A 26,456-nucleotide genomic window follows, 5' to 3' on the forward strand; every position below is an offset into this window, starting at 1 on the left:
GGCGACCGCTGGGCGACAATGCCGGCCATGTCCTTGACCGTTCCCGACCTGCCGCCCCCCGGCACCCCGCGCTGGCAGGGCCTGGCGCCGGTGGCCGATGCGCGGACCCGGGCCCTGGTGCTGGGCAGCTTTCCCGGCCTGCGCTCGCTGCAGCAGCAGCAGTACTACGCCCATCCGCAAAACCAGTTCTGGCCCCTGCTCCAGGCCTTGTGGCCCGAGTATCCGCAGCCCGGCCGAGATGACTATGCGGGCCGCTGCGAATGGCTGCTGGCCCGGGGCCTGGGGCTGTGGGATGTGTACGCCAGCTGCGAGCGCGAAGGCAGCCTGGACAGCGCCATCCGCGCTGCCCAGGTGAACGACTTCGCTGGGCTGCGCACGCACTGCCCGCAGTTGACGCTGGCCTTGCACAACGGTGGCGAGAGCTACAAGCACGCCGGCCGCACGCAGGCCCTGGGCCTGGCTGCCGTGAAGCTGCCATCGACCAGCCCGGCCAACGCGAGCTGGCGTTTCGAACGCAAGGTCCAGGCCTGGCGCGAGGCGCTGGCTCTCCATCAACTGCTCTGAATCTTTCCATTTTTCCCGACGTGATACGCAAGACCCGTGGCGCCGCCAAGGCCGCCCCTTCCTCTCCCGCCAACGCCGCAGACGCCGAGCTGCCCGAAGTCAGCGTCTCCGACGATGGCGATGTGCGCCACCTGCACCTGGGCACGCCCTGGATACAGGGCTCCATGCGCATACGCGAGCCATTCGAGATCGAGCTGGAGTACGTGCAGCGCATGATGGGCTGGCTGCTGTTCATGGAACCCGCCAGCGTGGCCGGGCGCCATGCCATGCAGCTGGGCCTGGGCGCCGCAGCCATCACCAAGTTCTGCCACAAGAAGCTGCGCATGCGCACCACGGCCATCGAGCTGAACCCGCAGGTGCTGGCCGTGTGCCGCAGCTGGTTCAAGCTGCCGCCCGACAGCGACACGCTGCGCGTGGTGCTGGCCGATGCGGCCCAGGAAATCCGCAAGAGCCAGTGGCTGGGCACGGTCGATGCGCTGGCCGTTGATCTCTATGACCACGATGCGGCCGCGCCCGTGCTGGACAGCGCCGAGTTCTATGCCGATTGCCGCAATCTGCTGACCGAGGACGGCATCATGACCGTCAACCTGTTCGGCCGCACCTCCAGCTACGAGCGCAGCCTGGCACGCATGGCCGAAGCCTTTGGCGAAGAGGCCATGTGGGCCTTCCGCCCCACGCGCGAAGGCAACACCGTGGTGCTGGCTCAGCGCACCCCGCGCGCGCTCGACCCCGCAGCGCTGCAGGCCGCCAGCGCCCAGGTGCAGGCCCGCTGGGACCTGCCCACCACGCGCTGGCCCAAGATCTTCGTGCGGCCCTGGTAGAGCGGGCTGGCCGGGCAGGGAGGCCGGCAGGCTTACCATAGGGCGCAGTTCAGCTTCCGGCCCAACGCCATGTCCGACCCGACCTCCACCACACAGCCCACAACCGCCGTCGCTCCGCGCAATCCTTCGGGGCCCCTGGACTGGCGCAGGCTGGTGCAGTGGCTGCAGGCCGACGGCGTGATCACGGCCGAAGAGGCCCAGCGCACCGTGGCGCGCTGCTCGCAGGCCGAGAGCACCCAGCACCCGCTGGTCCGGCTGGCCAACGTGGGCGTGGCCCGGGCCGGTGACGGGCGCGCGCTGGACATCGAGGAGCTGACCCAGTACCTGGCGAGCCGCAGCGGCCTGGCCTACCTGCGCATCGACCCGCTGCGCGTGGATGCGGGCCGCGTGGGCGAAATCATGAGCGCCAGCTATGCCGAGCGCCACAAGGTGCTGCCCGTGCAGGTGTCGCCGCAGGAAGTGGTGGTGGCCACGGCCGAGCCGTTCATCGACGACTGGGTGGCCGAGGTCGAGCGCCAGGCGCGCCGCAAGGTGCGCCGCGTGCTGGCCAGTCCGGTGGACCTCAAGCGCTACACGGGCGAGTTCTTCGCCTTGGCCAAGTCGGTGCGCGCTGCCGAGAAGGCCGGCGGTGCGGCCAGCGCGGCCAGCTTCGAGCAGCTGGTGGAGCTGGGCAACAGCAGCAAGCAGCTCGATGCCAACGACCAGGGCGTGGTGCGCGTGGTGGACTGGCTGTGGCAATACGCCTTCGACCAGCGCGCCAGCGACATCCACATGGAGCCCCGGCGCGACCAGGGCGTGATCCGCTTTCGCATCGACGGCGTGCTGCATCCGGTCTACCAGGTGCCCATGGGCGTTCTCAATGCCATGGTCTCGCGCGTGAAGCTGCTCGGGCGCATGGACGTGGTGGAAAAGCGCCGTCCCCAGGATGGGCGCATCAAGACCCGCAACCCGCGCGGCGACGAGGTGGAAATGCGCCTGTCCACGCTGCCCACGGCTTTTGGCGAAAAGCTGGTGATGCGGATCTTCGACCCCGACAACACGGTCAAGGACCTGGACGCCCTGGGCTTCACCAGCCATGACGCCCAGCGCTGGAACGAGCTGGTGCGCCGCCCGCACGGCATCATCCTCGTGACCGGTCCCACGGGCTCGGGCAAGACCACCACGCTGTACTCCACGCTCAAGCGCGTGGCCACGGAGGAGGTCAACGTCAGCACCGTGGAGGACCCGATCGAAATGATCGAGCCCAGCTTCAACCAGACCCAGGTGCAGACGCAGCTGGACTTCGGCTTCACCGAGGGACTGCGTTCGCTGATGCGCCAGGACCCGGACATCATCATGGTGGGCGAAATCCGTGACCTGGCCACGGCCGAGATGGCCGTGCAGGCCGCGCTGACCGGCCACCTGGTGTTCTCCACGCTGCACACCAACGATGCGCCCAGCGCCGTGAGCCGGCTGATGGAGCTGGGCGTGCCGCCCTACCTGATCAACGCCACGCTGCTGGGCGTGCTGGCCCAGCGCCTGGTGCGCACGCTGTGCCCGCAATGCAAGCAGCGCGACGAGGAGACTTCGGCCGCCACGCTGGCCGAGGCCGTGCGGCCCTGGAAACTGTCAGGCAGCTACCAGCCCTACAAGCCCGTGGGTTGCGTGGATTGCCGCATGACGGGCTTTCGCGGGCGCATGGGCCTGTACGAGCTGCTGACCGTGAGCGAGGCGCTCAAGCAGCAGATCCACACCTCGCCGTCCATGGATGCGCTGCGCCGCCAGGCCGTGCAGGACGGCATGCGTCCGCTGCGCCTGGCCGGAGCCCTGCGCGTGGCCGAAGGCGTGACCACGCTGCAAGAGGTCATGGCCAGCACGCCCCTGCTGGGCTGACTGGCGGATAAAAACGTAAGTGCCTGCTCTTGCGCAGGCCGTTGCCAATGATGGATGGGGTGCCTGGCATGGGCACCCTTTTTTCCTCATGCGGGTAGGACATGAGGGTATGCCCTTTGTAGGTGGAATCCACATTCGGACACAGTTTTTCTGAACGCAAAATCGCCGGGTCGTGATTCCGTAAGGAGACATTCTCGTGAAAATCAAGAGTCAGAAAGACTTTTTTTCCGGCGTGATGTTTTTGGTTGTCGGCCTCGCTTTTGCGATCGGCGCAACCAACTACACCGTCGGCACCGGTGCCCGCATGGGCCCGGGCTACTTCCCGCTGATCCTGGGTGTGCTGATGTCCATTCTGGGCACGGCCATCTGCTTCTCCGGCCTGACCAAGGGACCCTCCGGCGGTGACAAGATCGGCAAGTGGGCGTGGAAGCAGGTGTTCTTCATCCTGGCCGCGAACTTTGCCTTCGGCATCCTGCTGGTCGGCGTTCCCAATCTGGGCATTCCCCAGTTCGGTCTGATCGTCGCCATCTACGCGCTGGTGTTCATCGCCAGCCTGGGCGGCCATAGCTTCAACTTCAAGGAAGTGGCAATTCTGGCCACCGTTCTTGCCGTAGGCAGCTATGTGGCCTTCGTGTGGGCACTGAATCTGCAGTTCCCCGTCTGGCCCAGCTTCATCACCGGCTAAGCAGGAGCATCGTCCGTGGAACTTTTTCAGAACCTGGCGACCGGCTTCGGCGTCGCCTTCACTTTCCAGAACCTGATCTACTGCTTCGTCGGCTGTCTGCTCGGTACGCTCATCGGCGTGCTCCCAGGCATCGGCCCCGTGGCAACGATCGCCATGCTGCTGCCAGCGACCTACGCCCTGCCTCCGGTGGCGGCGCTGATCATGCTGGCCGGTATCTACTACGGTGCGCAGTACGGTGGCTCGACCACCGCCATTTTGGTGAACCTGCCGGGTGAATCCTCGTCCGTGGTGACCGTGATCGACGGCTACCAGATGGCCAGAAAGGGGCGAGCGGGACCCGCTCTCGCTGCCGCAGGACTCGGCTCGTTCTTCGCAGGCTGCGTGGGCACCGTGATCCTGGCCGCCTTCGCGCCTCCGCTGACGGAAGTGGCCTTCAAGTTCGGCCCTGCCGAGTACTTCTCGCTGATGACCCTGGGCCTGATCGGCGCCGTGGTGCTGGCTTCGGGCTCGCTGCTCAAGGCCATTGCGATGATCGTGCTGGGCCTGCTGCTGGGCATGGTCGGTACCGACGTGAACTCCGGTGTGGCCCGCTACAGCTTCGACATTCCCGAACTGACCGACGGTATCGACTTCGTCGTGATCGCCATGGGCGTGTTCGGCTACGGCGAAATCATTGCCAACCTGTCCAAGCCCGAGGACGAGCGCGAAGTGTTCGCAGCCAAGGTGACGGGCCTGATGCCCACCGCCGAGGACTTCAAGCGCATGCTGCCTGCCATGCTGCGCGGCACGGCCCTGGGTTCTGCCCTGGGTATCCTGCCCGGTGGCGGTGCCATGCTGTCGGCCTTTGCTGCCTACACCATCGAGAAGAAGACCAAGCTCAAGCCGGGCGAAGTCCCCTTCGGCCAAGGCAACATCCGTGGCGTGTGCGCGCCCGAGTCGGCCAACAACGCAGGTTCGCAGACCTCCTTCATCCCGCTGCTGACGCTGGGCATTCCGCCCAACGCCGTGATGGCGCTGATGGTGGGCGCGATGACCATCCACAACATCCAGCCGGGCCCGCAGGTGATGACCAGCAACCCCGAGCTGTTCTGGGGCCTGATCGCCTCGATGTGGATCGGCAACCTGATGCTGATCGTCCTGAACCTGCCGCTGATCGGCGTCTGGATCAAGCTGCTGACCGTGCCCTACCGCTGGCTGTTCCCGTCCATCGTGCTGTTCTGCGCGATCGGCGTGTACGGTACCAACAACAACACCTGGGACGTGTGGATGGTGGGTATCTTCGGCTTCGTGGGCTATGTGTTCCACAAGCTGGGCACCGAACCGGCTCCCTTGCTGCTGGGCTTCATCCTGGGCCCGATGATGGAAGAAAACCTGCGCCGTGCGCTGCTGCTGTCGCGTGGCGACTGGAGCGTGTTCGTGACCCGTCCGATCTCGGCCGGCCTGCTGCTCGCCGCCGTGGTGCTGCTGGTGGTGGTGCTGATGCCCGCAGTGAAGAACAAGCGCGAAGAAGCATTCGTCGAGGATTGATCGCCTCAGCGCTGCAACCATGTTGCTTGACGGCCCTTCGGGGCCGTTTTTTTTTGCGTCGACGAGAAATGCACGTGAAAGCTGTTGATCCCGGATGGCAGGAGGACGCAGCGCCCGTGCCTGCACAATAGCGCGCAGTCTTTCGAGGTCACGATGTCCCCACTTCTGTCATCCCAGCACCCGCTGCGCGTGCTGCTGCACAACGAGATCCATGCGCGTCCAGCCGAGGAAATGCAGGCGCCGCTGGCCATCACCCACGTGGTGATGCTCACCGACGCGGCCCAGCGCGAGGCCAGCCGCGCCCATGTGGCCACCCTGCTGCGCAACCACCACCTGCCCCCGCCCGATGCGGCGACCACGCATGTGCTCATCGATCTGGGCGCCTTTCACCTGCGCTGGGAGCTGCACACGGAATTCGTCTGCTGGACCTTCAGCAAGCCCATGTCGCAGGCCGGCATGGACGATGTGCGCGAGCCCGAGGCCGCCATCGACTACGTGCCGCGCGACTGGCTGGCTGCATTGCCTGGCCAGTGCCTGAGCGGCCTGCACCTGTGGGCCTTGCAGGAACAGGCGATCAACGAGCCGCACCTGGTGCGCCACCTGCTGCAGGAAGACACGCTGGTGGGCGCACGCGTGGCCGGCGATGCGGGCAAGGTCTACACGGACTTCGCCATCCATGCCGATGGCTTCTCGCGCATGCTGCTGCTGGCCGGCGAATCGCTGTCGCCGCGCCGCCTGGGGCGGCTGGTGCAGCGCCTGCTGGAGATCGAGACCTACCGCATGGCGGCCTTGCTGGGCCTGCCTGCCGCCCGCCAGGCCGCTGCCGTTCTGGCCACGGCCGAGCGGGACCTGGCGGCCCTGGCCCATTCCATCCGCCTGGCGGACCGCGATGCCGAGCCGGCGCTGCTGGACCGGCTCACGCGCCTGGCTGGGCAGGTGGAGAGCGAGTACGCCACCACGCACTCGCGCTTTTCCGCCAGTGCGGCCTATTTCGAGCTGGTGGACAAGCGCATTCAGGACATCCAGGAATCACGCATCGACGGCATACAGACCATCCGCGAGTTCATGGACCGGCGCCTGACGCCGGCGCGCAGCACCTGCGAATGGGCGGCGCGGCGGCAGAACGCGCTGTCCGAGCGCGTCTCGCGCGTCAGCAGCCTGCTGCGCACGCGCGTGGAGATCGAGCAGCAGCAAAGCAGCCAGCAACTGCTGGGCGCCATGAACCAGCGCCAGGACATGCAGCTCAAGCTGCAGTCCACGGTGGAAGGCCTGTCCGTGGCCGCCATCACCTACTACTTTACGGGCCTGATCAGCTATCTGGCCAAGGGCGCCAAGGCCCTGGGCTGGCCCTGGTCGCCGGAGAGCACGGCCGCCGTCGCCATTCCCGTGGTGGCGCTGGGTGTGTGGTGGTCCTTGCGCAGGCTGCACCACAGGCTGTTCCGTGGCCAGCACGGCGGCGGCGCGCATTGAAGGCAGCGCCAGGGGCTCGCCGGTGTGCCGGCGAGTTCACGTTTTCTCACGTTTGGCGTGAAAGCGTCGAAGCCTCGCGCACAATGTGCGCTGCCGTTCTGCAAGGATCGAGCAAGGTTGTGTTTGTTCAGGAGTGAGACATGGATCTGGGAATCGCGGGCAAGTGGGCCCTGGTATGTGGCGCCAGCAAGGGCCTGGGCTTTGGCTGTGCCAAGGCGCTGGCGCAAGAGGGTGTGAACCTGGTGATCAATGCGCGCAATCCCGAGGCCCTGAAGGAGGCCGCGGCCAGCCTTGCGGCCCTCGCGCCGCAGGTGAAGGTGCTGGCCGTTGCCGCCGACATCACCACCGAGGAAGGCCGTGCCGCCGTGCTGTCGGCCGCCGGCGGCCCGGGCGTGGATTTCGATATCGTCATCACCAATGCGGGCGGCCCGCCTCCCGGCGATTTCCGTGACTGGGACCGCGCGGCCTGGCTCAAGGCCGTGGACGCCAACATGCTCACGCCCATCGAGCTGATCAAGGCCACGGTGGACGGCATGGCGGCACGCGGCTTCGGCCGCATCGTCAACATCACGTCCAGCGCCGTGAAGGCGCCCATCGACATCCTGGGCCTGTCCAACGGCGCGCGCAGCGGCCTCACGGGCTTTGTGGCGGGCCTGGCGCGCAGCGGCATCGCGGCCAAGGGCGTGACCATCAACAACCTGCTGCCTGGCAAGTTCGACACCGACCGCCTGCGCACCACCTTCACGGCCGCCGCCAACAAGAGCGGCAAGAGCCTGGACGATGTGCGCCTGGTGCAGCAATCCCAGGTGCCGGCGCGCCGCTTCGGCACGCCCGATGAATTCGGCGCCATCTGCGCCTTCCTGTGCAGCGCCCACGCAGGCTACATGACGGGCCAGAACATCCTGCCCGACGGCGGCCTGTACGCAGGAACCTTCTGATGCGCCAGGGCACTGCGACCATGAACGCCTCCGGAGCCCGCAAGCCCCGGACAGTGCCAGGCATGGCCGCGCAGTTGCAAACGGGCGGCGGACAGGGGCGGTCTTGAAAACCCCGGCCCTGCATCGCGGCCAGCGGCCTCGCCGCAGCCTGCCCATGTCGCATGCCATGCAGGGAGCCGGGAGATGAGCGAACTGTCCCACCAGACGGACTGGTCGCAGGCGATTGCAGGCCCCTCCGCGCGCCCGGCGGCTGCGCTCAGTCCCCCAGGCGTGCGCCATACCCTGGGCCTGATGCTCGTGCTGCTGACGGTGGCCCTGGCGGCCGCCGTCGTCTGGCTGCTCAGCGGCATGCGCACCACCGCGCAGGAAGAGGCATCGCTGCGCCTGGTGCGCTTTGTGCTCGGTACCGAGGCGGCCATCAGCCGCAGCCTTGAATCCCTGGACGCACTGGCCATGGGGGTGGATGAATGGCTGGGTTCGCGCGATCCCGCATCGGCCTCGCAGCCGCAACTGCAGGAGATGCTGCACGCCATGGAGCGGCAGAACACGCTGGCGCGCCGCGCCTCCGTGCACGACTCCAAGGGCCGCGAGCTGGCGGCTTCGGGCGATGGCCCGGCCATTGATCTGCCGGCCCAGGCCTGGGAGCGCCTTGCGGCCCAAAGCCGCTCAGAATTGCTGGCCAGCCCGCCCTCCGTGGCGCCGCAGCCGCCGGGCGGCGAGCGCATGCTCTATCTGGTGCGCCCGCTGAGCCGTGCGCAGCAGGGTGGCTATGTGCTGATGCAGGTGCCGGTGGCGGCGCTGGGCGCGGTGCTGGCCCAGGGCGGCGTGCTGGACGGACTGGAAGTCACGCTGGAGCAGGGCAGCGGCGAGCTGCTGCTGTCCATGCCCCCCTACGGCGAGGCCTCGGCTGCGCGGTTGCTGCCGGCGACATCGCAGTTGGCGTCCAGCGGCGTCATGCCCATGGCCGCACGCCTGAGCCGCGTGCCCGCCCTGGTGGCCGCGCATCCGCTGCCCAAGGGCAATCTGTGGGTCACGGCCAGCCTGCCCATGTCCTCCGTGCTGGCGGGCTGGCGTGTGGCGGCCTGGCTGATGGTGCTGGCCGTGATGATCTTCGGCGTGCTGCTGGCCATACTGGGCTGGACGGTCCACCGCTACATGGATCGCCTGCATGCCGCGCGCCGTCAGGCACAGCGCTCCGAGCAATGGCTGGACCAGGCGCTGGACAGCATGGTCAGCGGCTTTTTGCTGCTGGATTCACAGCAGCGCGTGCTGCGCTGGAATCGCTGCTACGAGGAGATGTTTCCATGGCATGCGGATCAGCTGGAGCCCGGCCGGCCCCTGCAATCCCTGCTGGATGCCAGCCCCAGCGCCGTGGGTCTGGTGGCGGCGCCGGAGCAGATCGATGAGGCGAAGGACCTGCACCGGCAACTGGTGCTGCGTCCTGGCGTCCCCATGGAGCAGCAACTGGCCAGCGGCCGTTTCGTGCAGATGACGGCGCGCCCGGCTGCCGAGGGCGGCGTGGTCATCACCTACAACGATGTCACCGATATCCGGCTGGCCACGGCCGAGATCGAAAGCCTGGCCTTCTACGATCCTCTGACCAGCCTGCCCAATCGCCGCCTGCTGCTGGATCGCCTGGCCCAGGCCACGGTGCTGGCTGCGCGCGAAGGCTGGACCGGGGCGCTGCTGTTCCTGGACCTGGACCAGTTCAAGATGCTCAACGACACGCTCGGCCATGAAGTGGGCGACCAGCTGCTGCAGCAGGTGGCGCACCGGCTGCGCAGCGCCGTGCGCTCTTCGGACACGGTGGCGCGCCTGGGGGGCGATGAATTCGTGGTCATGCTCTGCGAGCTGTCGCACGAGCCTGCCGAGGCGGCCACGCTGGCCCAGCGCATTGGCGAGAAGATCCTGGCGCGGCTCAACCAGTCCTATGTGCTGGGTGCCCACCTGCACCGCAGCGCCTGCAGCATTGGCGCCACGCTGTTCGGCCGCCAGCCGCAGTCGGCGGCCGAGCTGCTCAAGCAGGCGGACATCGCCATGTACCAGATCAAGGCGCGCAACGGCAGCGGCCTGTGCTTCTTCGATCCGCAGATGCAGGTGGAGATCCACCAGCGCGTGCGCATGGAGGGCGACCTGCGCCAGGCCCTGGCGCAGTCCCAGTTCGAGCTGCACTACCAGCCCCAGTTCACGCTGGCAGGCGAGGTCATCGGTGCCGAAGCCCTGCTGCGCTGGCGCCACCCCGAGCGCGGCCTGGTGCCGCCCGGCATGTTCATCGCCGTGGCTGAGGAAAGCGAGATCATCGTGCCGCTGGGCATGTGGGTGGTGCGCACGGCCTGCGAGCAGCTGGCCGCCTGGCAAAAGGATGCGCGGCTGCGCCATCTGCAGGTGGCCGTGAATGTCAGCGCCCGCCAGTTCCGCCACCAGGACTTTGCCTCCCAGGTCATCGAGCAGGTGCGCAGCGCAGGCATCGCCCCCCATCTGCTCAAGCTGGAGCTGACCGAGTCGCTGGTGATCGAGAACGTGCAGGAGTCCATCGCCAAGATGAAGCAGCTGCGCAGCCATGGCGTGTGCTTTTCCATGGACGACTTCGGCACCGGCCATTCCTCGCTGACCTACCTCACCCAGCTGCCGCTGAACCAGCTCAAGATCGACCAGTCCTTCGTGCGCCACCTGGGCATGCGCCATACCGACGATGTGATCGTGCAGACCATCATCGGCATGGCTCGCAACCTCAACCTGGATGTGATCGCCGAAGGTGTGGAAACGCTGGAGCAGCGCGCCCTGCTGGCGCACTACGGCTGCGAGTACTTCCAGGGCTATCTGTTCAGCCCGCCCGTTCCCATCCGCGCGTTCGAACAGCTGCTGGCCAAGGTGCCCGTGCGCACCACGGCACACGGCCTGCCCAAGGCTATCCCCGGCGCGAAGACACCATGATGCCGCCCACGATGAGTACGAACGCCAGGCCGTGGTACAGGCGCGGCGCTTCGCCCAGCAGCGCGATCGACAGCAGGGCGGTGAACAGCGGGATCAGATTGCCGAAAAAGCCCGCCACGGCCGGGCTGCTGCGCTGCACGCCCAGCCCCCAGAAACGGTAGGCCAGGATGGCCGGGCCCAGGGCGATGAACAGCAGTGCCCCGCCCAGAGGCCAGCCCCACTGAATGTGGAACTGGCCCATGGCCATCTCGCCGCCCGTGAACAGGCCGGACCATACCAGGCCGAAGACCATCTGGGCCAGCAAAAAGCCTGCCCAGTCCGAGCGCAGCCGCTGCGGGACCTGCGCCTTGGACAGCAGCCAGGTGTAGAGGGCCCAGACCATGGTGGCCAGCACCATGAACAGATCGCCGGGCACGAGCTGCAGATGAAGCAGCAGCTCGGGATCTCCGCGCGACAGCACCACGGCCACGCCCAGCATCGACAGCAGTGCGCCCAGCAGTTGGCGCCGGCTGACGGGAATGCCCCAGACGATGCGGCCCAGGGCCAGCATCCACACCGGCATGCTGGAGCTGACCAGGGTGACGTTCAGCGGCGTCGAGGTCTTGAGCGCCAGATACAGCAGCGCGTTGTAGCAGCCGATGCCCAGCAGGCCCAGCACGGCGAACTGACGCCAGTGGCTCCAGGTGCCGCTGCTGCGGCCCAGTGCCCATCCTGCCAGCGGCACAAGCAGGACAAAGGCAATGGCCCAGCGCAGGAAGTTCAGCGCAAACGGCGAGATCAGGTCATGGACCAGGCGACCCACGATGGCGTTGCCGGCCCACAGCAGGGGCGGCAGCGTCAGGATGGCGGCGGTGGACAGCTTCAGCGGCGGGCTCGTGTGGCTCATAGGCCCGCCACTATAGGTGCTGCGAACGCTCTTTGCCGGCCTTGCGCCAGTCCTGTGCGGGCCCGGTGCAGCGTCTTTCGCGTGGCCTCCCGAAACATGGCACGATGCCGCTCTTGTTGGTTTTTTGCAGGAGTGCATCCCATGGGTATTGCAGTGCAGATCCGCCACAACGGCGGCCCCGAAGTCCTGGAGCTGGTGCAGGTCGCCGTGGGCGAGCCCGGGCCGGGCCAAGTGCGCATACGCCACCATGCGGTGGGCCTGAACTTCATCGATGTCTACCAGCGTTCGGGCCTGTACTCGCTGCCCATGCCCTTGAGCCTGGGCATGGAGGGCGCAGGCGTGGTCGAGGCCGTGGGAGAGGGCGTGCAGCACCTGGGCGTGGGCGACCGCGTGGCCTATGCCAGCAATCCGCCGGGCAGCTACAGCGAAGTGCGTGTCATGCCCGCCATGTGCGTGTGCCGCCTGCCCGACGCCATCGCGTTCGAGACGGCTGCCGCCATGATGCTCAAGGGCCTGACCGCCCAGTACCTGCTCAAGAAATGCATTCCGGTGGAGGGCCTGGCACCGGGTGATGCCGTGCTGTTCCACGCGGCGGCCGGTGGCGTGGGCCTGATTGCCTGCCAATGGGCCAGGGCCATGGGCCTGAAGCTCATCGCCACGGCAGGCTCGGACGAGAAGTGCGCGCTGGCCCTGGCCAACGGCGCGGCCCATGCCATCAACTACCGCAGCGAGAACTTCGCCGAACGCGTGCAGGAAATCACGGGCGGCCAGGGCGTGAAGGTGGTCTACGACAGCGTGGGAAAGGACACCTGGGAAGGCTCGCTGGCCTGCCTGCGGCGCTTTGGGCTGATGGTCAGCTTCGGCAACGCATCCGGTCCCGTGGCGCCTTTCGCACCCGCCGTGCTGGCCGCCAAGTCGTTGTATGTGACGCGCCAGACCCTGTTCTCCCACATCACCAGCCGCGAGGCCACCCAGGCCATGGCCGATGATTTGTTCGCCGTGGTGGAAAGCGGTGCCGTGAAGATCCACATCGACCAGCGCTATCCGCTGGCTGAAGTGCGCCAGGCCCATCTGGACCTGGAGGCACGCAGGACCACGGGCTCCACCATCTTGCTGCCATGAACGGGGAAAAGAGACCAGCCGACCCAGGCGTGCAGGCATGGCTGAACCGGGTGCGCGCCGCAACCCGCCAGCCTGCGCTGCAGCCGCGCCGGCCGCTTCAGGTGGCGGCAGAGGAAATCGGTTCGCTGGAAGATGGGCTGGCTGCGCAGTTGCCGGACGGGGTGATGCAGGCCCATGGCGTGGCGCTGCGGCAGCAGGCCGGCCACTGGCACCTGCAGGGCGAAGGTGATGCCACGGCCCTGCTCAACGCCCTGGCACGCGTGCTGCGAGCCTGCGGCCACAGCGGCCCCTGGCGCAATGAGCAACTGGCCGTGTGCAACGTGCAGGGTCAGCGCATTGGCACCGTGGAGCGTGGCGCCGTGCGTCCGCTGGGCATTGCCACCCTGGCCGTGCACCTGGTGGGCGAGACGGCCGACGGCCGCATCTGGGTGCAGCAGCGCGCCGACAGCAAGCCCACCAACCCCGGCATGTGGGACACGCTGATGGGCGGCATGGTGGCCGCGCACGATACCCTGGAACAAGCCGTGCAGCGTGAAACCTGGGAAGAGGCCGGCCTGCGCGTGGGCGAGCTGCAGGGCCTGCGCCATGGCGGCCACGTACTGTTCGAGCGCCCCAGCGACGAGGCCGAGGGCCGTGGCTTCATGCGCGAACGCATCGACTGGTTCAGCGCCACCGTGCCGGCTGCGCTGGAGCCCAGCAACCAGGATGGCGAGGTGCAGGCCTTTGCACTGATAGAGCGCGACCAGCTCGTGCAATGGCTGCTGCAGGACCGCTTCACGCCCGAGGCCGCCCAGGTGCTGACGGCCTGGCTGGGCTGGTGAACGGGCAAGGCTTGCGGCGCCTCAGCGCGCCGCCTTGTCCAGCGCCGATTCCTTGAGCCGGCTGGGCGCCAGGGCGCCGGCCGATTCCAGGATGGGATAGGCCACAGAGCAAAGCAGCGAGTTGATGCGCTTGAGGTCGCTGATGAGGTCGATGTGCAGCGAGCTGGTCTCTATGCTGGAGACGGTGTTGTCGGACAGGCGGGCCAGGTGGGTGGCCGAGTAGGCCAGTTCCAGATCGCGAAAGCGCGCCTTTTCCTCCAGCAGCTTCTGGGCCTCGCGCACATTGCCGTTGAGAAAGACGCTCATGGCCAGGCGCAGATTGTCCAGCAGGTGGTGCAGCAGCTCGCGGATCTCCTGCGTGCCGGCCTCGGAAAACTGGCGGCCCTTCTTGATCTTCTTGTCCTCGATGTCCAGCAGCACGCGCTCGATGATGTCCCCGATCTGCTCCATGTTGATGGTGAAGCTGATGATTTCGGTCCAGCGCTGGCCCTCGCGTTCGTCGAGTTCGGCGCGCGAGATCTTGGTCATGTAGTACTTGATGGCCGAGTACAGGTCGTCCACCGTGCCTTCGAGTTCGCGCAGCTCCTGGGACAGCTTGAGGTCGTCGGTCTCCAGCACGCGCTGCATGCCGATCAGCATGGACTCGACCATGTCGGCCTGGTGCAGGGCCTCGCGCGCGGCGCAGGAAATGGCCAGCGACGGCGTGCTCAGCGCCGAGGGGTCCAGGTGGCGGGGCCGCAGCAGGCTGGTGGAACTGGCCTCGGGCTTGGGCAGCAGGGCCGTCACCCAGCGCGCCACGGTCTGCGTCAGGCCGATGAAGCACAGGCTGTTGAAGATGTTGAAGGCCAGGTGGAACAGCACGATGTTCTGGCCCTTGCCGTCGATCAGCGGCATCACATAGGTGGCCCACAGCCCCAGGAAGGGCGCCACGATGGCCACGCCCATGATCTTGAACAGCATGTTGCCGATGGTGACCTGGCGCACTTCCACGCTGGACTTGGCCGTGGTCAGCACGGCCACCAGGCCGCTGCCGATGTTGGCGCCCAGCGTCAGGCCCAGCGCCACTTCCATGGGAATCGCGCCCGAGCTGGCCATGGCCGCGATCAGCAGCACGATGGCCAGGCTGGAATAGGCCATCACGGCCAGCAGTGCACCCAGCAGCAGCTCCATGAAGATGTCGCTGGTGACAGAGGCCAGCAGGGTGCGCACGGCGGGGGCTTCCAGCAGCGGCTCGGTGGCATCGACCACCAGGCGCAGGGCCAGCAGCATCACGCCCAGGCCGATGAGCACGCGGCCTATGCGCCCGGCCGTGGTGTCCTGGCGCGTGATGAACAGCACCACGCCGACAAAGATGAACAGCGGCGACAGCCAGGACAGGTCGGTGGAGAACAGCACGGCCATCAGCGCCGTGCCCACGTCGGCGCCGCGCATCACGGCCAGCGCGGCCGGCAGCGAGATCAGGCCCTGGCCCACGAAGGCCGAGGTCATCAGCGAGGTCGCCGTGCTCGACTGCACCAGCGCAGTCACGCCCAGGCCGGACAGCGCGGCCGAGAAGCGGTTGCTCATGCTGTGGGCGAGCAGGTTGCGCAGGTTGGCGCCGAACACCCGCAGCACGCCGGTGCGGACCATGTGCGTGCCCCAGACCAGCAGGGCGATGGCGGCCAGTAGATTGAGTAAGTGCTTCATGTGCTGTGAGCGGAGAAGCGGACCAATATAACCCCGGTCCCGGCTTGCGCGCAGGAGAGTCGGCCGCATGAGCGCACAGTTTGGTGCGAAATAAGGAAAATTGTAGAAATAAAACGAATCGAAAAGAATTTCGGTTGACCCAAAACGCACTCAGGAAAACCCGAGGAAAACCCGCCGGCATGCAGCCGGTGGCCCCCTCAATGAAAAAGCCCCTCGCAAGAGGGGCTGGCGGCGGCGGCTCCGGTTGCGGCAGGGATCAGGCGCCCTTGGCCCGCCGTGCGCGCAGCACCTCGTCCAGGATCAGCAGGGCCGCGCCCACGCTGATGGCGATGTCGGCCGCATTGAAGGCCGGAAAGTGCGAACGGCCCCAGTAGAAGTCCAGGAAGTCCACCACGTAGCCGTGCTGCAGGCGGTCCACCACGTTGCCGATGGCACCGCCCAGGATGCTGGCCAGCGAGAAGCAAAACAGCTTCTGCCCCGGATGCTTGCGCAACTGCCAGACGATGAGCAGCGTGGCCGCCGCGCCGATGCCCACGAACAGCCAGCGCTGCCAGCCACCGGCTCCAGCCAGGAACGAGAAGGCAGCCCCCGTGTTGTGGGCCCGCACGATGTTGAAAAAGCCCGTGATCGGCGTCCAGTCGCCCAGCTGGTAGGCATCAAGGATCCACTGCTTGGTGAGCTGGTCGATGGCGATGATCGCCAGCGACCAGGCCAGCCAGGGCCAGATGCGGCGGCTGCGGGATTCGGGGACTGCGGCAAAGCTAGGGGTCATGGCAGCGCCTCGGTGGGATTACGCCTTGCGGCGCTCTTCGCCGGCACCGTGCAGGTTGCTGTCGCAACGGCCGCACAGGCTGGGGTGCTCGGGATTGATGCCCACGTCGGCACGGTAGTGCCAGCAGCGGTCGCACTTGGCATGGCTGCTGGGTGCGACGGCGGCCTGCAGCGTCTCGCCCGCCAGGGCCTCGGCGGCCGAGGTGATGAAGACGAACTTCAGGTCGTCGCCCAGGCTTTGCAGCAGGGCCAGGTCTTCGGGCTGCGCCGAGACACGGACTTCGGCCTGCAGCGAGGAGCCGACCCGGCCTTCGGCGCGCACGGCCTCGATGTCCTTGTTCACCACGTCGCGGATCTCGCGCAGGCGGGCCCACTTGGCCAGCAGGGCCTCGTCGCCGGCCGGCAGGTCGGTGTAGGTCTCCAGGAAGATGGACTCGCTGTCGCCGAAGACCTTCCAGGCCTCTTCGGCCGTGAAGGACAGGAAGGGCGCCATCCAGCGCAGCATGGCGTGCGTGATCTGGTGCAGCGCGGTCTGGGCGCTGCGGCGGGCCAGGCTCTTGGGCGCGCTGGTGTACAGGCGGTCCTTGAGCACGTCCAGGTAGAAGCCGCCCAGGTCTTCCGAGCAGAACAGCTGCAGCTTGGCCACCACGGGGTGGAATTCATAGACCTTGTAGTGGGCCAGCACCTCGGCCTGGAACTGGGCCGCGCGGGCCAGGGCCCAGCGGTCGATTTCCAGCAGCTCTTCGGTGGCAACCGAGTCTTTCGCCGCGTCGAAGTCGCTGACGTTGGCCAGCAGGAAGCGCAGCGTGTTGCGGATGCGGCGGTAGGCGTCCACCACGCGGGCCAGGATCTTGTCGTCGATGCCCAGGTCGCCCGAGTAGTCGGTCGAGGCCACCCACAGGCGGATGATCTCGGCGCCCATCTTGTTGCTCACGTCCTGCGGGGCGACGGTGTTGCCCAGCGACTTGGACATCTTCTTGCCCTGGCCGTCCACGGTGAAGCCGTGGGTCAGCAGGCCGCGGTAGGGCGCGCGCCCAAAGATGGCCGAGGCCAGCAGCAGCGACGAATGGAACCAGCCGCGGTGCTGGTCATGGCCTTCCAGGTAAAGGTCGGCCTCGGGGCCCTGGTCGTGGTGCATGTCGGCGTGCGTGCCGCGCATCACATGCCAGAAGGTGGAGCCGGAGTCGAACCAGACTTCGAGGATGTCGGTGCTCTTGGTGTAGTGCACGGCTTCCTCGGCGCCCAGGATGTCCTCGGCCGTCACGCGGCTCCAGGCCTCGATGCCGCCTTGCTCGACCATGGCGGCGGCCTGGTCGATGATCTCCATGGTGCGCGGATGCAGTTCGCCGCTGTCCTTGTGCAGGAAGAAGGGCAGGGGCACGCCCCAGCTGCGCTGGCGCGAGATGCACCAGTCGGGCCGGCCGGCGATCATGTCCCGCAGGCGGGTCTTGCCGTTCTCCGGGTAGAACTGGGTGTGCTCGATGGCTTCCAGCGCGATCTGGCGCAGCGTCTGCGCGGGCTTGTCACCGGGCTTGGTGAACACGCCCTCGCCCTCATCCATGCGGATGAACCACTGGGCGGCGGCGCGGTAGATCACCGGCGTCTTGTGGCGCCAGCAGTGCGGGTAGCTGTGGGTGATGGTCGTGGTATCCAGCAGGCGGTCGCCCAGCTTGAGCGCATCGATGATGACGGGGACGGCCTTCCAGATGTGCTGGCCGCCGAACAGCGGCAGCTCGGGTGCGTAGACGCCGTTGCCCTGCACGGGGCTCAGGATGTCATCGCGCGTCATGCCGTTGTTCATGCAGCTGTTGAAGTCGTCCACGCCGTAGGCGGGGGCCGAGTGCACAATGCCGGTGCCGTCATCGGCCGTGGCGTAGTCGGCCAGGAACACGGGCGAGACGCGGTCAAAGCCCTTGTCCACGTGGGCCAGCGGGTGCTTGAACTGCAGGTGGTCCAGCTTCCTTCCCACGGCGGTGGCAAGGACCTGGCCTTCGAGCTTCCAGCGTGCCAGGCATTTGTCGACCAGGGCGGAGGCCACGATCAGCAGGCCGCGCTCGGTATCCACCAGGCTGTATTCCAGCTCGGGGTTGACGTTGAGCGCCTGGTTGGCGGGGATGGTCCAGGCCGTCGTCGTCCAGATGACGATGAAGGCGGGCTTGGCCAGCGAGGTCAGGCCGAAGGCGGCCGCCAGCCTGTCGGGCTCGGCCGAGGGGAACATCACGTCCAGCGTCTGGCTTTGCTTGTCGGCGTACTCGATCTCGAACTCGGCCAGCGAGGAGCCGCAGTCAAAGCACCAGTACACCGGCTTGAGGCCGCGGTAGACGAAGCCGCGCTCCATGACGCGCTTCAAGGCGCGCAGCTCGGCGGCCTCGTTGGCGTAGTTCATGGTCTTGTAGGGATGGTCCCAGTCGCCGAGCACGCCCAGGCGCTTGAAGTCCACCATCTGCTGGGCGATCTGCTCGGTGGCGAATGCACGGCTCTTGGCCTGCATCTCGTCGCGCGGCAGATTGCGGCCATGCAGCTTTTCGATGGCGTTCTCGATGGGCAGGCCGTGGCAGTCCCAGCCCGGCACGTACATGGCGTCGAAGCCCTCGAGCTGGCGGCTCTTGACGATCATGTCCTTGAGCGCCTTGTTCACCGCATGGCCGATATGGATCTTGCCGTTGGCGTAGGGCGGGCCGTCGTGCAGGATGAACTTGGGCGCACCGTGGCGCGCATCGCGCAGCTTCTTGTAGATGCCCTTGTCCTCCCATTCCTGGACCCAGCCCGGCTCGCGCTTGGGCAGATCGCCGCGCATGGGGAAGGGCGTGTCGGGCATGTTCAGCGTGGCGCGATAGCCCGCATTGGCGTTGGGAGAGACTTTCGAATCAGACATGGAGAACCTTGAAAGCAGGCCAGAGCCCGGACCGTCTGGTCCAGGCACGGGAAAAAGGGGAGGAAGCCTGGTGCGCACCCGCGCCCGGGCAGGTGACGGAGATCGTCAAATTCGGTCGCGCGTGGTCTGGCGACGGGTCTCGGTGTAGATGGGTGTGTGGATGGTGGCGAAGAACGCGCGCGCGTCATCGCAGTCCTTGGCGATGCCGGCGGTGAGGGCGTCGAGACTGTCGTACTTCAGCTCGTCGTGCAGTTTGTGCAGAAGTTCCACGCGGATGATTTTACCGTAGGCCTCTTCGCCACCCGGCGCGCCGGGCCAATCGAGGCAGTGGGTTTCCAGCAGGACGCGCCCGCCGTTGACATCCGTCGGGTCCAGGGAAGGGCGCACACCGAGGTTGGCCACGCCGCGCAGAGGACGCTCATGCAGTCCGTGGACCAGTACCGCGAAGATGCCGCTGGCCGCGGGCTTCCAATGGTTGAAGCGCAGGTTCAGCGTTCGAAAGCCGTCGCCCGCGCCCTGGCGGCTTTCGGCCAGGCTGCGGCCCAGCTTGCGCCCGTGGACCACATGGCCGGAGATGGTGTAGGGATGACCCAGCAGCCGCGCCGCATCCTGCATGCGCCCCTCGGCCAGGGCGCAGCGCACATGGGTGCTGGACACGCGCAGGCCATGCACTTCGTAGCTGTTCATGCGGGCTACGTCAAAGCCCTGGCGCTGGCCTGCCGCGTCCAGCATGGCGTAGTCGCCCGCGCGCTGGGCGCCGAAGCGGAAATCGTCGCCGACCAGCACGTATTTCGCGCCCAGGCCGGCCACCAGCACCTCATCGATGAAGGCCTGGGGCGCCTGGCTGGCCAGCGCCCGGTTGAAGGGCAGCACCACGGTCTGGTCCACGCCGCAGCGCTGCAGCTCCGACAGCTTGTCGCGCAGCGTGCCTATGCGCGCCGGCGCGATCTCGGGCCGGCCCAGGGCCTGGGCGAAGTAGTCGCGCGGATGGGGCTCGAAGGTCAGCACGCAGGTGGGCACGCCACGCTGGGCAGCTTCAGCCGACAGCAGGGCCAGCATGGCCTGGTGACCCCGGTGAACACCATCGAAATTGCCGATGGTGACGGCGCAGGCCGGTTCTCGCCCTGGATGGTTGAAGCCTCGAAAAATCTTCATGGGACGCTTTGTTTTCAATAGCGGCTGGCACGCGCGCAGCCAGCGCAGGCTGTCAATCCGACACGGAAACAGAGTATATTGCCTCGATAAGGCCTGCCTTGCAGGCCCTGTGCACTGGCTGCATTCCCGTTCACCTTGGTGTCAGAGGAGGCGTGTCGTGAAGGTCTTGAAGCTGTCGGCCCAAGGGCTGCCCCAATCCTGGATTACGCTGGAGCAGGCGGCGCTGCATTACGCGGCGGACGATGTGCGCTGGGAGTCCGGCGGGGAAGTCGCCTGTTTCCGCGGTGGCCACAATGCCGTCACGGGCTGCCAGTCGGTCATCCACATCAACAGCATCATCGGCACGCGCGGTGCGCCCTCCATCAATCCGCACAGCCTGCAGCCGGGCCTGACCAACGGCAAGCTGTTCGCACGCGACCGCTGCATCTGCGCCTACTGCGGCCGGGTCTTCCACGAAAACGACCTCACGCGCGAACACATCGTGCCCATCTCCGCGGGCGGCGGCCATCACTGGATGAATCTGGTGACTGCCTGCCGTTCCTGTAACCACCGCAAGGGCGCCCGCACGCCTGAACAGGCGCGCATGCCCCTGCTCTACACGCCCTATGTACCCAGCCTCTGGGAAGACTTCATCCTGCGCAACCGGCGGATTCTGGCGGACCAGATGGAGTTTCTGATCGCCCATGTGCCCAAGTCGTCACGGCTGCTGGTGTAGCTCCGTATTTCCGATGGCTCCAAGTGGCCTTGGCATACAGTGATGAAGTTATGTCGGACAAAGCGATTTCCTCGCGGTGAGGTCTGCAAGTCCTATCACTGGTCTGCCTTGCGTTCATGCCGGCTTGTTCGCGGTGATCAGAAAGCCCTGTACAGGTGTTCCTGCTTCCATGCGCAGCACCAGTTCCTGTTTACTGGGGTCGAGGCCCGCCTGCCTGCACAGCTCTTCTACGTGGCTGAGCTTGTGGGCATAGCGGTGCGAGTCTTGAAGCAGCAGATCTGGCCCGTCTTCTGGCGCAGCCTCGCAGGAGAAGATAAATGAGCCGCCTGCCTTGAGGATGCGGGCTGCATTGGGTATCACGGGCTGGAGGTCGCCCACATAAATCAATACGTCGAGACTAGTGAGAACCTCATATTGCTCTGCCGGGGTGTCGCGCAGTGCTTTTAGCAAGTCGACATGATGGAACCGATCGTAGACATTGTGCTGGGCAGCCTGCTCTAGCATTGCAAGAGAGCTGTCCACACCGATCAGATAGCCTTTCATTGGACCGAGACAGGCACCAAGCAGGCCTGTACCGCAGCCCAGATCTAGCAGATTGAAGTCTTTGTCCGGGCGCTGTTCTATCAATTGATCTGCCACCAGCTTCGGCAACTGATATTGGAGGCGGCGGACCAGATGCTGGTCGAACTGCCCAGCCATCTTGTTGAACATGGATTGATGAACTTCCACCGGTTGGCTGGAAGGCACTTCTCCTCTGGCCAGAGTGGCGTAGTAGTCCAGGGTGGGATCCTCGGGAAATTTTTCCCGCAGCACAAGAATGTCGGGCATGGCTGCCGCAGGCTCGCCGCGGGCCGCGCATGCCTTGATGCGGCCATATCGAAGTTCTGCCTCGTCGGGCCTCTCTATCACCAGTGCGTCCCATAGTATTGTTGCTTCTGCGTGCTGTTGCGTGAGGCTGAGGTCCACTGCGAGATAGCGGCGCAGGACAGGATCTCCAGGATACAACTCCAGACCTCGCCGCAGGTGGTGGATGGCCATATCCAAGTTGCCCACAGCATGTGCAAGATCCACGACAGCGGCCAGGACCTGCGGGTTTCTGGGCTCGATGCGCGCGACTTTTTCCGCCAATTCAATGGCTCGGTCCGTCTCACCGCTGCGTGCGCTGTACATCGCATACTCCAGCATGCCGGGTCCCCACATCGGGGCCATTTCCAGGCAGCGCTGAAACGACTCTTCGGCTTTGGCGGGATTGTTTGCCTTGTCGGCCAACAGTCCTCCCAGCATGAAAACACGGGCGTCATGAGGCGCTTGCCGATGAGCTTTGTTCAGGGTCTGTGCAGCCTTCTTCAGGTTGCCCTGCATGATCTGTTGGCGGGCCATTTCCAAGAGCTTGCGGTTTATGTCTGCGGGGATGGAGATAGCACTCATGACGAAAGGGTGTGTGTATGACCGGAGAGGGGCAGGACAGGCGCTGCAACATGCGTAGTTGCTATGCCAGCAGATAACTCTCGATTATCGCGGATTCTTCATCCGCCCCTATGCCAGGTTGGGTTACGCAAGGGGTGCTGTCCTGTATGAGGTGCTCGATAGCGTGAGCGTGAAGCTCGTGCCACCTTCCGGTGAAGGTGCCGCCTGTATGTCGCCGCCATGCAGTCGCGCAATGCGCCGGGCGACCCACAGGCCCAGGCCGAAGCCGCGGGCCTGGTCGGAGCGGTGGCCGCGCTCGAAGCGCTCGAAGATGCGCAGCGCCAGCTCGGGCGCCAGGCCTGGGCCCTGGTCGCTGACGGTGAGTTCCAACTGACCACGGTCGTCGGTGCGCGCGCGCACGGTGATTTCTCCGGCCTTGGCGTACTTCACGGCGTTGTCCACGAGGTTGGACAGTGCGATGCGGATGAGCGTGGAGTCGCACTCCCAGATGGCGGGCGCCTGCGCGCTGTCCAGGCGCAGACGGTGGCGGCGAGACCAGTGCACGAGCTGCGCGGCATCATCGACCAGCTCCATGACGGGAGCGCGGTGCAACTGCAGCCTGAAGGCGGGAGCGTCCAGGCGGTCGCTGATCAGGCAGTTGTCCACCAGGGCCGTGAGGCGTCTGCAGGCGCGCCGGATCTGGGCGGCACGTTCGAGCTGGGAGTCGATGTCGGGGGAGGGAAAGGAAAGTTGCTCGGTGGCGGCACTGTCCACCACGGCCAGCGGCGTGCGGAACTCATGGTTGACCATGTTGAAGAACTGCCGCTGCTCCAGTCGCAGCGTGCGTTCGCTGTGCAGCGCCGCCTGCAGCGCGTTCTGCGCCCGCAGCAGCTCGGCCGTGCGCAGCCGCACGCGCTCTTCCAGCGCATGCTCGGATTTGGCCAGGGATTCGAGCAGTTGTGCCTGGCGTGCCATGGAGTCCCGAAATTTCTGGATCAGGCTGGCGCCGACGGCCACGGTGATCACGATGTTGACCAGCAAGGTGTTGAGCTGCCAGAAAACGCTGGTCTCTATGGTGGGCAGGCTGGCAAGGCCCACATAGGCTGCCGTCACATACAGCCCCATGAGCCCGTACATGGTGCTGGGAACGACCATCAGCACATGGACCAGGCTGGCACGATCGCGCAGCAGATTGCTCCATGCGACCACCGCAAACAGCGCGCTGATGGCCCAGGGCGCGCCGACCCCTATCCAGGCCCAGTCCTGGTAGCGGCCGAGCGGGATGCTTGGCAGGCACAGCAACGGGATGATTCCCAGGGCGAGCAGGGCCCGGTCCATGCGCCGCCAGCGTGTGTCGCGGGTCAGCAGCTCGCGCATCTGCCAGGCCAGGGCGGCGGGAAGCATCAGGGTGCCAAGGCTGACGCACAGATGGCCCCAGTGCGCCAGATGGTCGGGCAGCCAGATCTGCAGGTAGCCCCGGTCGCTGGCGCCATGGATCAGTACGGCGATGGCTGCCACGGCCATGGCGGCCAGTTTGCGCAACCGCAAGGCCAGGGCTGCCCCGATGATCAGCAGGGCCAGCATGAGGTTGATGCCCTGGTGGATGCCCGATGCCCATTCCACGGCCGAGAACTGCGTCATCAGACCGCTGCTGCGCCAGATCGTGGCGTCCAGCTGCATGGGGCTTGAGGTCTGCACGCGCAGGATGAAGGGCTGGTCCGTGTACAGCGGAAACACGAGCTGGCGCACATGGACCCGTGGTTCGCCGGTTGCCGTATCGCCGCTGCTGCGCATGCGCCAGGCGCCGTCCATGTACTGGTACAGCGCGACCTGGTCCAGGTAGCTGGGCAGGATCTCCAGCCACAGAGGGTCCTGCTCGGGGTCGATCTTCCCGGCCGCGATATAGGGAGCCTGCACCTTGAGCCAATACACATCGTGCGTGTAGCCCTTGTTCAGCGGTGTGTCGAGCGCGGTGAAGTCCGTATCGGGCAGGGCTGCCACCTGGTCGATGGTGAGGCTGCCCTGCGCATCGACAAGCGCCAGCATGGGCAGGTCCGTGCCCAGCTGCAGGCGCTTGGCTGGAAGGGACTGCCAGGCCGGACTGAGGATGAAGCAGACCACCAGCACCAGCGAAAACACCAGCCAGCCCGGCAGCGCCAGACGGTTCAGGACAAGCAGCAGGTTCAGGATACGCATGGCGAGGCGGGCTGTGTTGCAGCTGTGGCAAGGCCGCTGTCTTCGGGAATGCTGCAGGGCAGCGTCAGCGTGAAGCAGGTGCCTCCGCCCGCAGCTGGCGTGACCTGCACATCGCCGCCATGCATCTGGGCCACGCGCCGGGCCACCCACAGGCCCAGGCCGAAGCCTCGGGTCTGGTCCGAGCGCTCTCCGCGCTCGTGCAGCTCGAAGATGCGCTGCGCCAGCTCGGGCGCCAGGCCAGGGCCCTCGTCGCTGACGGTGAGCTCCAGCCGGCCCTGCCCGTCCAGGCGGGCACACACGGCGATTTCGCCGGCCTGGGCGTATTTCACGGCGTTGTCCACGAGGTTGGACAGGGCGATGCGCACCAGCGTGGGATCGCACTGCCAGGAGGCGGGGATGCCCGCAGTCTCCAGTCTCAGATGATGGCGGCGCGACCAGTGCACGAGCTGTACGGCATCGTCGATCAGGTCCGTCACCGGAACCCGGTCGAGCTGCAGCCGGAACGCAGGCGCGTCCAGGCGGTCGCTGACCAGGCAGTTGTCCACCAGGGCCGTGAGGCGCCTGCAGGCACGCCGGATCTGGGCGGCCCGCTCCAGTTGGGAGTCGATATCGGTGGACGGAAAGGTCAACTGCTCCGTGGCCGCGCTGTCCACCACGGCCAGCGGCGTGCGGAATTCATGGTTGACCATGTTGAAGAACTGGCGCTGCTCCAGCCGCAGGGTGCGTTCGCCGTGCAGCGCGGCCTGCAGCGCGTTCTGTGCATGCAGCAGCTCGGCCGTGCGTGTGCGTACCCGGCCTTCGAGCGCGTGCTCGGAGCGGGCCAATGACTCCATTAGTTGCGCCTGCCTGTCCATGGAGTTCTGGAATTTCTCGACCAGGCTGGCGCCCACGGCAATGATGATGAGGATGTACAGCAGCAGCGATTCCAGTTGCCAGTACATGCCGGCTTCGATGTCGGAGGACACCAGCCCCGTGAACGCTGCAGCCACGTGGATGCCCATGACCGCATGCAGCGTGTAGGGAATCAGCACCAGCAGGTTGACGATGCTGGGGCCCTGGCGGAGCAGGTTCTTCCAGGCCACCAGAGCGCTCAGCATGCTGGCCATCCAGGGGACGCTGACTCCGAGCCAGGCCCATTGCGTGTAGTGCCCCATGGGAATGCTGAGCAAGGCCAGCAGCGGCGCCAAGGTCAGCAGCACCAGCATGCGGTCGATGCGGCGCCAGATCGTGCCGCGCGTCAAGGTCTCGCGTGCCTGCCAGGCAAAGGCGGCAGGCAGCAGGAAGACGCCCACGCTCACCCAGATATCCGCATGCGGCGCCCAGGGCTCGGGCAGCCACAGCTGGGCATAGCCGCGCACATTGGCGTTGTGGGTCAGAACCACGAACGCCAGCAGCGTCATGGCCATCAGGCTGCGCATGCGAAGGGCCAGGGCTGCGCCGGCGATCAGCAAGGTCAGCACCAGGTTCACGCCCTGGTGCACCCCCGAGGCCCACTCCACGCTGGACAGCCAGGCCATCAGCCCCGTGCTGCGCCAGACCGTGGCGTACAGCTGCATGGCGCTGCTGGTCTCGATGCGCAGCACAAAGGGCTGGCCGGCGCGCAGTGGAAACACCAGCTGGCGCACATGGATGCGCTGGGCCATGGGCACCGTGTCGCCGCTTTCGCGTGCCTGCCACAGGCCATTCGCCTGCTGGTAGAGCGTGACCCTGTCCAGATAGGTGGGCGTGATCTCCAGCCACAGCGGATCATTGCCGGCCAGCGCACTGGCGGGTGCGAGGGCAGGCATGGCAACCCTCACCCAGTAAGCCTGGCGGGTATAGCCCTCGTTCAGAGGCGTGCGCCGGGTTTCGAAGGCATCATCGGGCAGGGCCGCGACCTGTTCAATGGTCATGCTGCGGCCCGCATCGGCAAGCACCTGCATCGGCAGGTCCTTGCCCAGACGCAGTCCCTTGTCAGGGGGAGACATGGTTGCCGGGCTCAGCACGAAAAATGCGAGCAGCCCGAGCGATA

Annotated in this window: 19 protein-coding genes; 11 read left to right on the forward strand and 8 right to left on the reverse strand. The window is 66.4% G+C overall.

Features of this window, described 5'->3' with window-relative positions:
• The first annotated feature begins 18 nt into the window (after nucleotides 1–18).
• The 8 genes from HFGMBDPB_RS03405 (at nucleotide 19) to HFGMBDPB_RS03440 (ending at nucleotide 10,811) form a co-directional block, all read left to right on the forward strand.
• Nucleotides 19–564, forward strand: a complete 546-nt coding sequence (locus tag HFGMBDPB_RS03405) for a DNA-deoxyinosine glycosylase (protein WP_046984438.1) — start codon at nucleotides 19–21, stop codon at nucleotides 562–564.
• Nucleotides 565–584: 20 nt separating this feature from the next.
• The gene (locus tag HFGMBDPB_RS03410) at nucleotides 585–1,385 is read left to right on the forward strand and encodes a class I SAM-dependent methyltransferase (protein ID WP_016445733.1); all 801 of its coding nucleotides are present in this window, start codon (nucleotides 585–587) and stop codon (nucleotides 1,383–1,385) included.
• A gap of 69 nt (nucleotides 1,386–1,454) precedes the next feature.
• Nucleotides 1,455–3,257, forward strand: a complete 1,803-nt coding sequence (tfpB, locus tag HFGMBDPB_RS03415; protein ID WP_212644942.1) for a type IV pilus assembly ATPase TfpB — start codon at nucleotides 1,455–1,457, stop codon at nucleotides 3,255–3,257.
• Nucleotides 3,258–3,453: 196 nt separating this feature from the next.
• Nucleotides 3,454–3,942 carry a tripartite tricarboxylate transporter TctB family protein gene (locus tag HFGMBDPB_RS03420; RefSeq protein WP_016445735.1) on the forward strand — a complete coding sequence of 163 codons (489 nt, stop codon included), beginning with the start codon at nucleotides 3,454–3,456 and terminating at the stop codon, nucleotides 3,940–3,942.
• A 15-nt stretch (nucleotides 3,943–3,957) separates the two neighbouring features.
• Nucleotides 3,958–5,469: a tripartite tricarboxylate transporter permease gene (locus HFGMBDPB_RS03425; protein WP_016445736.1), complete on the forward strand. Its 1,512-nt coding sequence runs from the start codon at nucleotides 3,958–3,960 to the stop codon at nucleotides 5,467–5,469.
• 153 nt (nucleotides 5,470–5,622) lie between these two features.
• Nucleotides 5,623–6,939, forward strand: a complete 1,317-nt coding sequence (locus HFGMBDPB_RS03430) for a DUF3422 family protein (RefSeq protein WP_016445737.1) — start codon at nucleotides 5,623–5,625, stop codon at nucleotides 6,937–6,939.
• Nucleotides 6,940–7,079: 140 nt separating this feature from the next.
• Nucleotides 7,080–7,877, forward strand: a complete 798-nt coding sequence (locus HFGMBDPB_RS03435) for an SDR family oxidoreductase (RefSeq protein ID WP_212644943.1) — start codon at nucleotides 7,080–7,082, stop codon at nucleotides 7,875–7,877.
• Between the two features lie 183 nt (nucleotides 7,878–8,060).
• Nucleotides 8,061–10,811 (forward strand): bifunctional diguanylate cyclase/phosphodiesterase, encoded by a 2,751-nt coding sequence (locus HFGMBDPB_RS03440; protein ID WP_212644944.1) that lies wholly within the window; start codon nucleotides 8,061–8,063, stop codon nucleotides 10,809–10,811.
• Here the strand turns inward: HFGMBDPB_RS03440 and HFGMBDPB_RS03445 are convergent.
• The gene (locus HFGMBDPB_RS03445) at nucleotides 10,786–11,697 is read right to left on the reverse strand and encodes a DMT family transporter (protein WP_016445740.1); all 912 of its coding nucleotides are present in this window, start codon (nucleotides 11,695–11,697) and stop codon (nucleotides 10,786–10,788) included. The genes HFGMBDPB_RS03440 and HFGMBDPB_RS03445 overlap by 26 nt on opposite strands.
• Before the next feature lie 141 nt (nucleotides 11,698–11,838).
• Between HFGMBDPB_RS03445 and HFGMBDPB_RS03450 the strand changes: the two genes are divergently transcribed.
• Together HFGMBDPB_RS03450 and HFGMBDPB_RS03455 are read left to right on the forward strand one after the other, a co-directional pair.
• Entirely contained in the window at nucleotides 11,839–12,819 is a 981-nt protein-coding gene (locus HFGMBDPB_RS03450; protein WP_126310874.1) for a quinone oxidoreductase family protein, read from the forward strand.
• Complete coding sequence (locus tag HFGMBDPB_RS03455) at nucleotides 12,816–13,640, forward strand: NUDIX hydrolase (protein ID WP_212644945.1); 825 nt, start codon at nucleotides 12,816–12,818, stop codon at nucleotides 13,638–13,640. Before HFGMBDPB_RS03450 ends, HFGMBDPB_RS03455 begins: the two co-directional genes overlap by 4 nt.
• A gap of 21 nt (nucleotides 13,641–13,661) precedes the next feature.
• On the opposite strand, the gene HFGMBDPB_RS03460 is transcribed toward HFGMBDPB_RS03455, so the two are convergent.
• The 4 genes from HFGMBDPB_RS03460 to HFGMBDPB_RS03475 all read right to left on the reverse strand — a co-directional run bounded on the left by HFGMBDPB_RS03460 (nucleotide 13,662) and on the right by HFGMBDPB_RS03475 (nucleotide 20,127).
• Nucleotides 13,662–15,326 carry a Na/Pi cotransporter family protein gene (locus HFGMBDPB_RS03460; RefSeq protein ID WP_016445743.1) on the reverse strand — a complete coding sequence of 555 codons (1,665 nt, stop codon included), beginning with the start codon at nucleotides 15,324–15,326 and terminating at the stop codon, nucleotides 13,662–13,664.
• A 256-nt stretch (nucleotides 15,327–15,582) separates the two neighbouring features.
• Nucleotides 15,583–16,098 (reverse strand): signal peptidase II, encoded by a 516-nt coding sequence (gene lspA, locus HFGMBDPB_RS03465; RefSeq protein WP_016445744.1) that lies wholly within the window; start codon nucleotides 16,096–16,098, stop codon nucleotides 15,583–15,585.
• 18 nt (nucleotides 16,099–16,116) lie between these two features.
• Nucleotides 16,117–18,972: an isoleucine--tRNA ligase gene (gene ileS, locus HFGMBDPB_RS03470; protein WP_212644946.1), complete on the reverse strand. Its 2,856-nt coding sequence runs from the start codon at nucleotides 18,970–18,972 to the stop codon at nucleotides 16,117–16,119.
• 105 nt (nucleotides 18,973–19,077) lie between these two features.
• The gene (locus tag HFGMBDPB_RS03475) at nucleotides 19,078–20,127 is read right to left on the reverse strand and encodes a bifunctional riboflavin kinase/FAD synthetase (protein ID WP_034399628.1); all 1,050 of its coding nucleotides are present in this window, start codon (nucleotides 20,125–20,127) and stop codon (nucleotides 19,078–19,080) included.
• A 157-nt stretch (nucleotides 20,128–20,284) separates the two neighbouring features.
• On the opposite strand from HFGMBDPB_RS03475, the gene HFGMBDPB_RS03480 reads away from it, so the two are divergent.
• The gene (locus HFGMBDPB_RS03480) at nucleotides 20,285–20,842 is read left to right on the forward strand and encodes an HNH endonuclease (RefSeq protein ID WP_160851308.1); all 558 of its coding nucleotides are present in this window, start codon (nucleotides 20,285–20,287) and stop codon (nucleotides 20,840–20,842) included.
• Between the two features lie 114 nt (nucleotides 20,843–20,956).
• Here HFGMBDPB_RS03480 and HFGMBDPB_RS03485 read toward each other — a convergent pair whose 3' ends face one another.
• From HFGMBDPB_RS03485 to HFGMBDPB_RS03495, 3 genes are all read right to left on the reverse strand, one after another.
• Entirely contained in the window at nucleotides 20,957–22,270 is a 1,314-nt protein-coding gene (locus HFGMBDPB_RS03485; RefSeq protein WP_160851306.1) for a methyltransferase, read from the reverse strand.
• Nucleotides 22,271–22,393: 123 nt separating this feature from the next.
• Nucleotides 22,394–24,445, reverse strand: a complete 2,052-nt coding sequence (locus HFGMBDPB_RS03490) for a sensor histidine kinase (RefSeq protein ID WP_212644947.1) — start codon at nucleotides 24,443–24,445, stop codon at nucleotides 22,394–22,396.
• A complete protein-coding gene (locus tag HFGMBDPB_RS03495; protein WP_212644948.1) occupies nucleotides 24,433–26,412 on the reverse strand; it encodes a sensor histidine kinase in 1,980 nt (659 codons plus the stop codon). The genes HFGMBDPB_RS03490 and HFGMBDPB_RS03495 overlap by 13 nt, the downstream gene beginning before the upstream one ends.
• Between the last annotated feature and the right edge of the window lie 44 nt (nucleotides 26,413–26,456).

The sequence above is a fragment of the Delftia sp. PE138 genome, from assembly GCF_018320755.1.
GTDB classification, from domain to species: Bacteria; Pseudomonadota; Gammaproteobacteria; order Burkholderiales; family Burkholderiaceae_C; genus Comamonas; species Comamonas tsuruhatensis.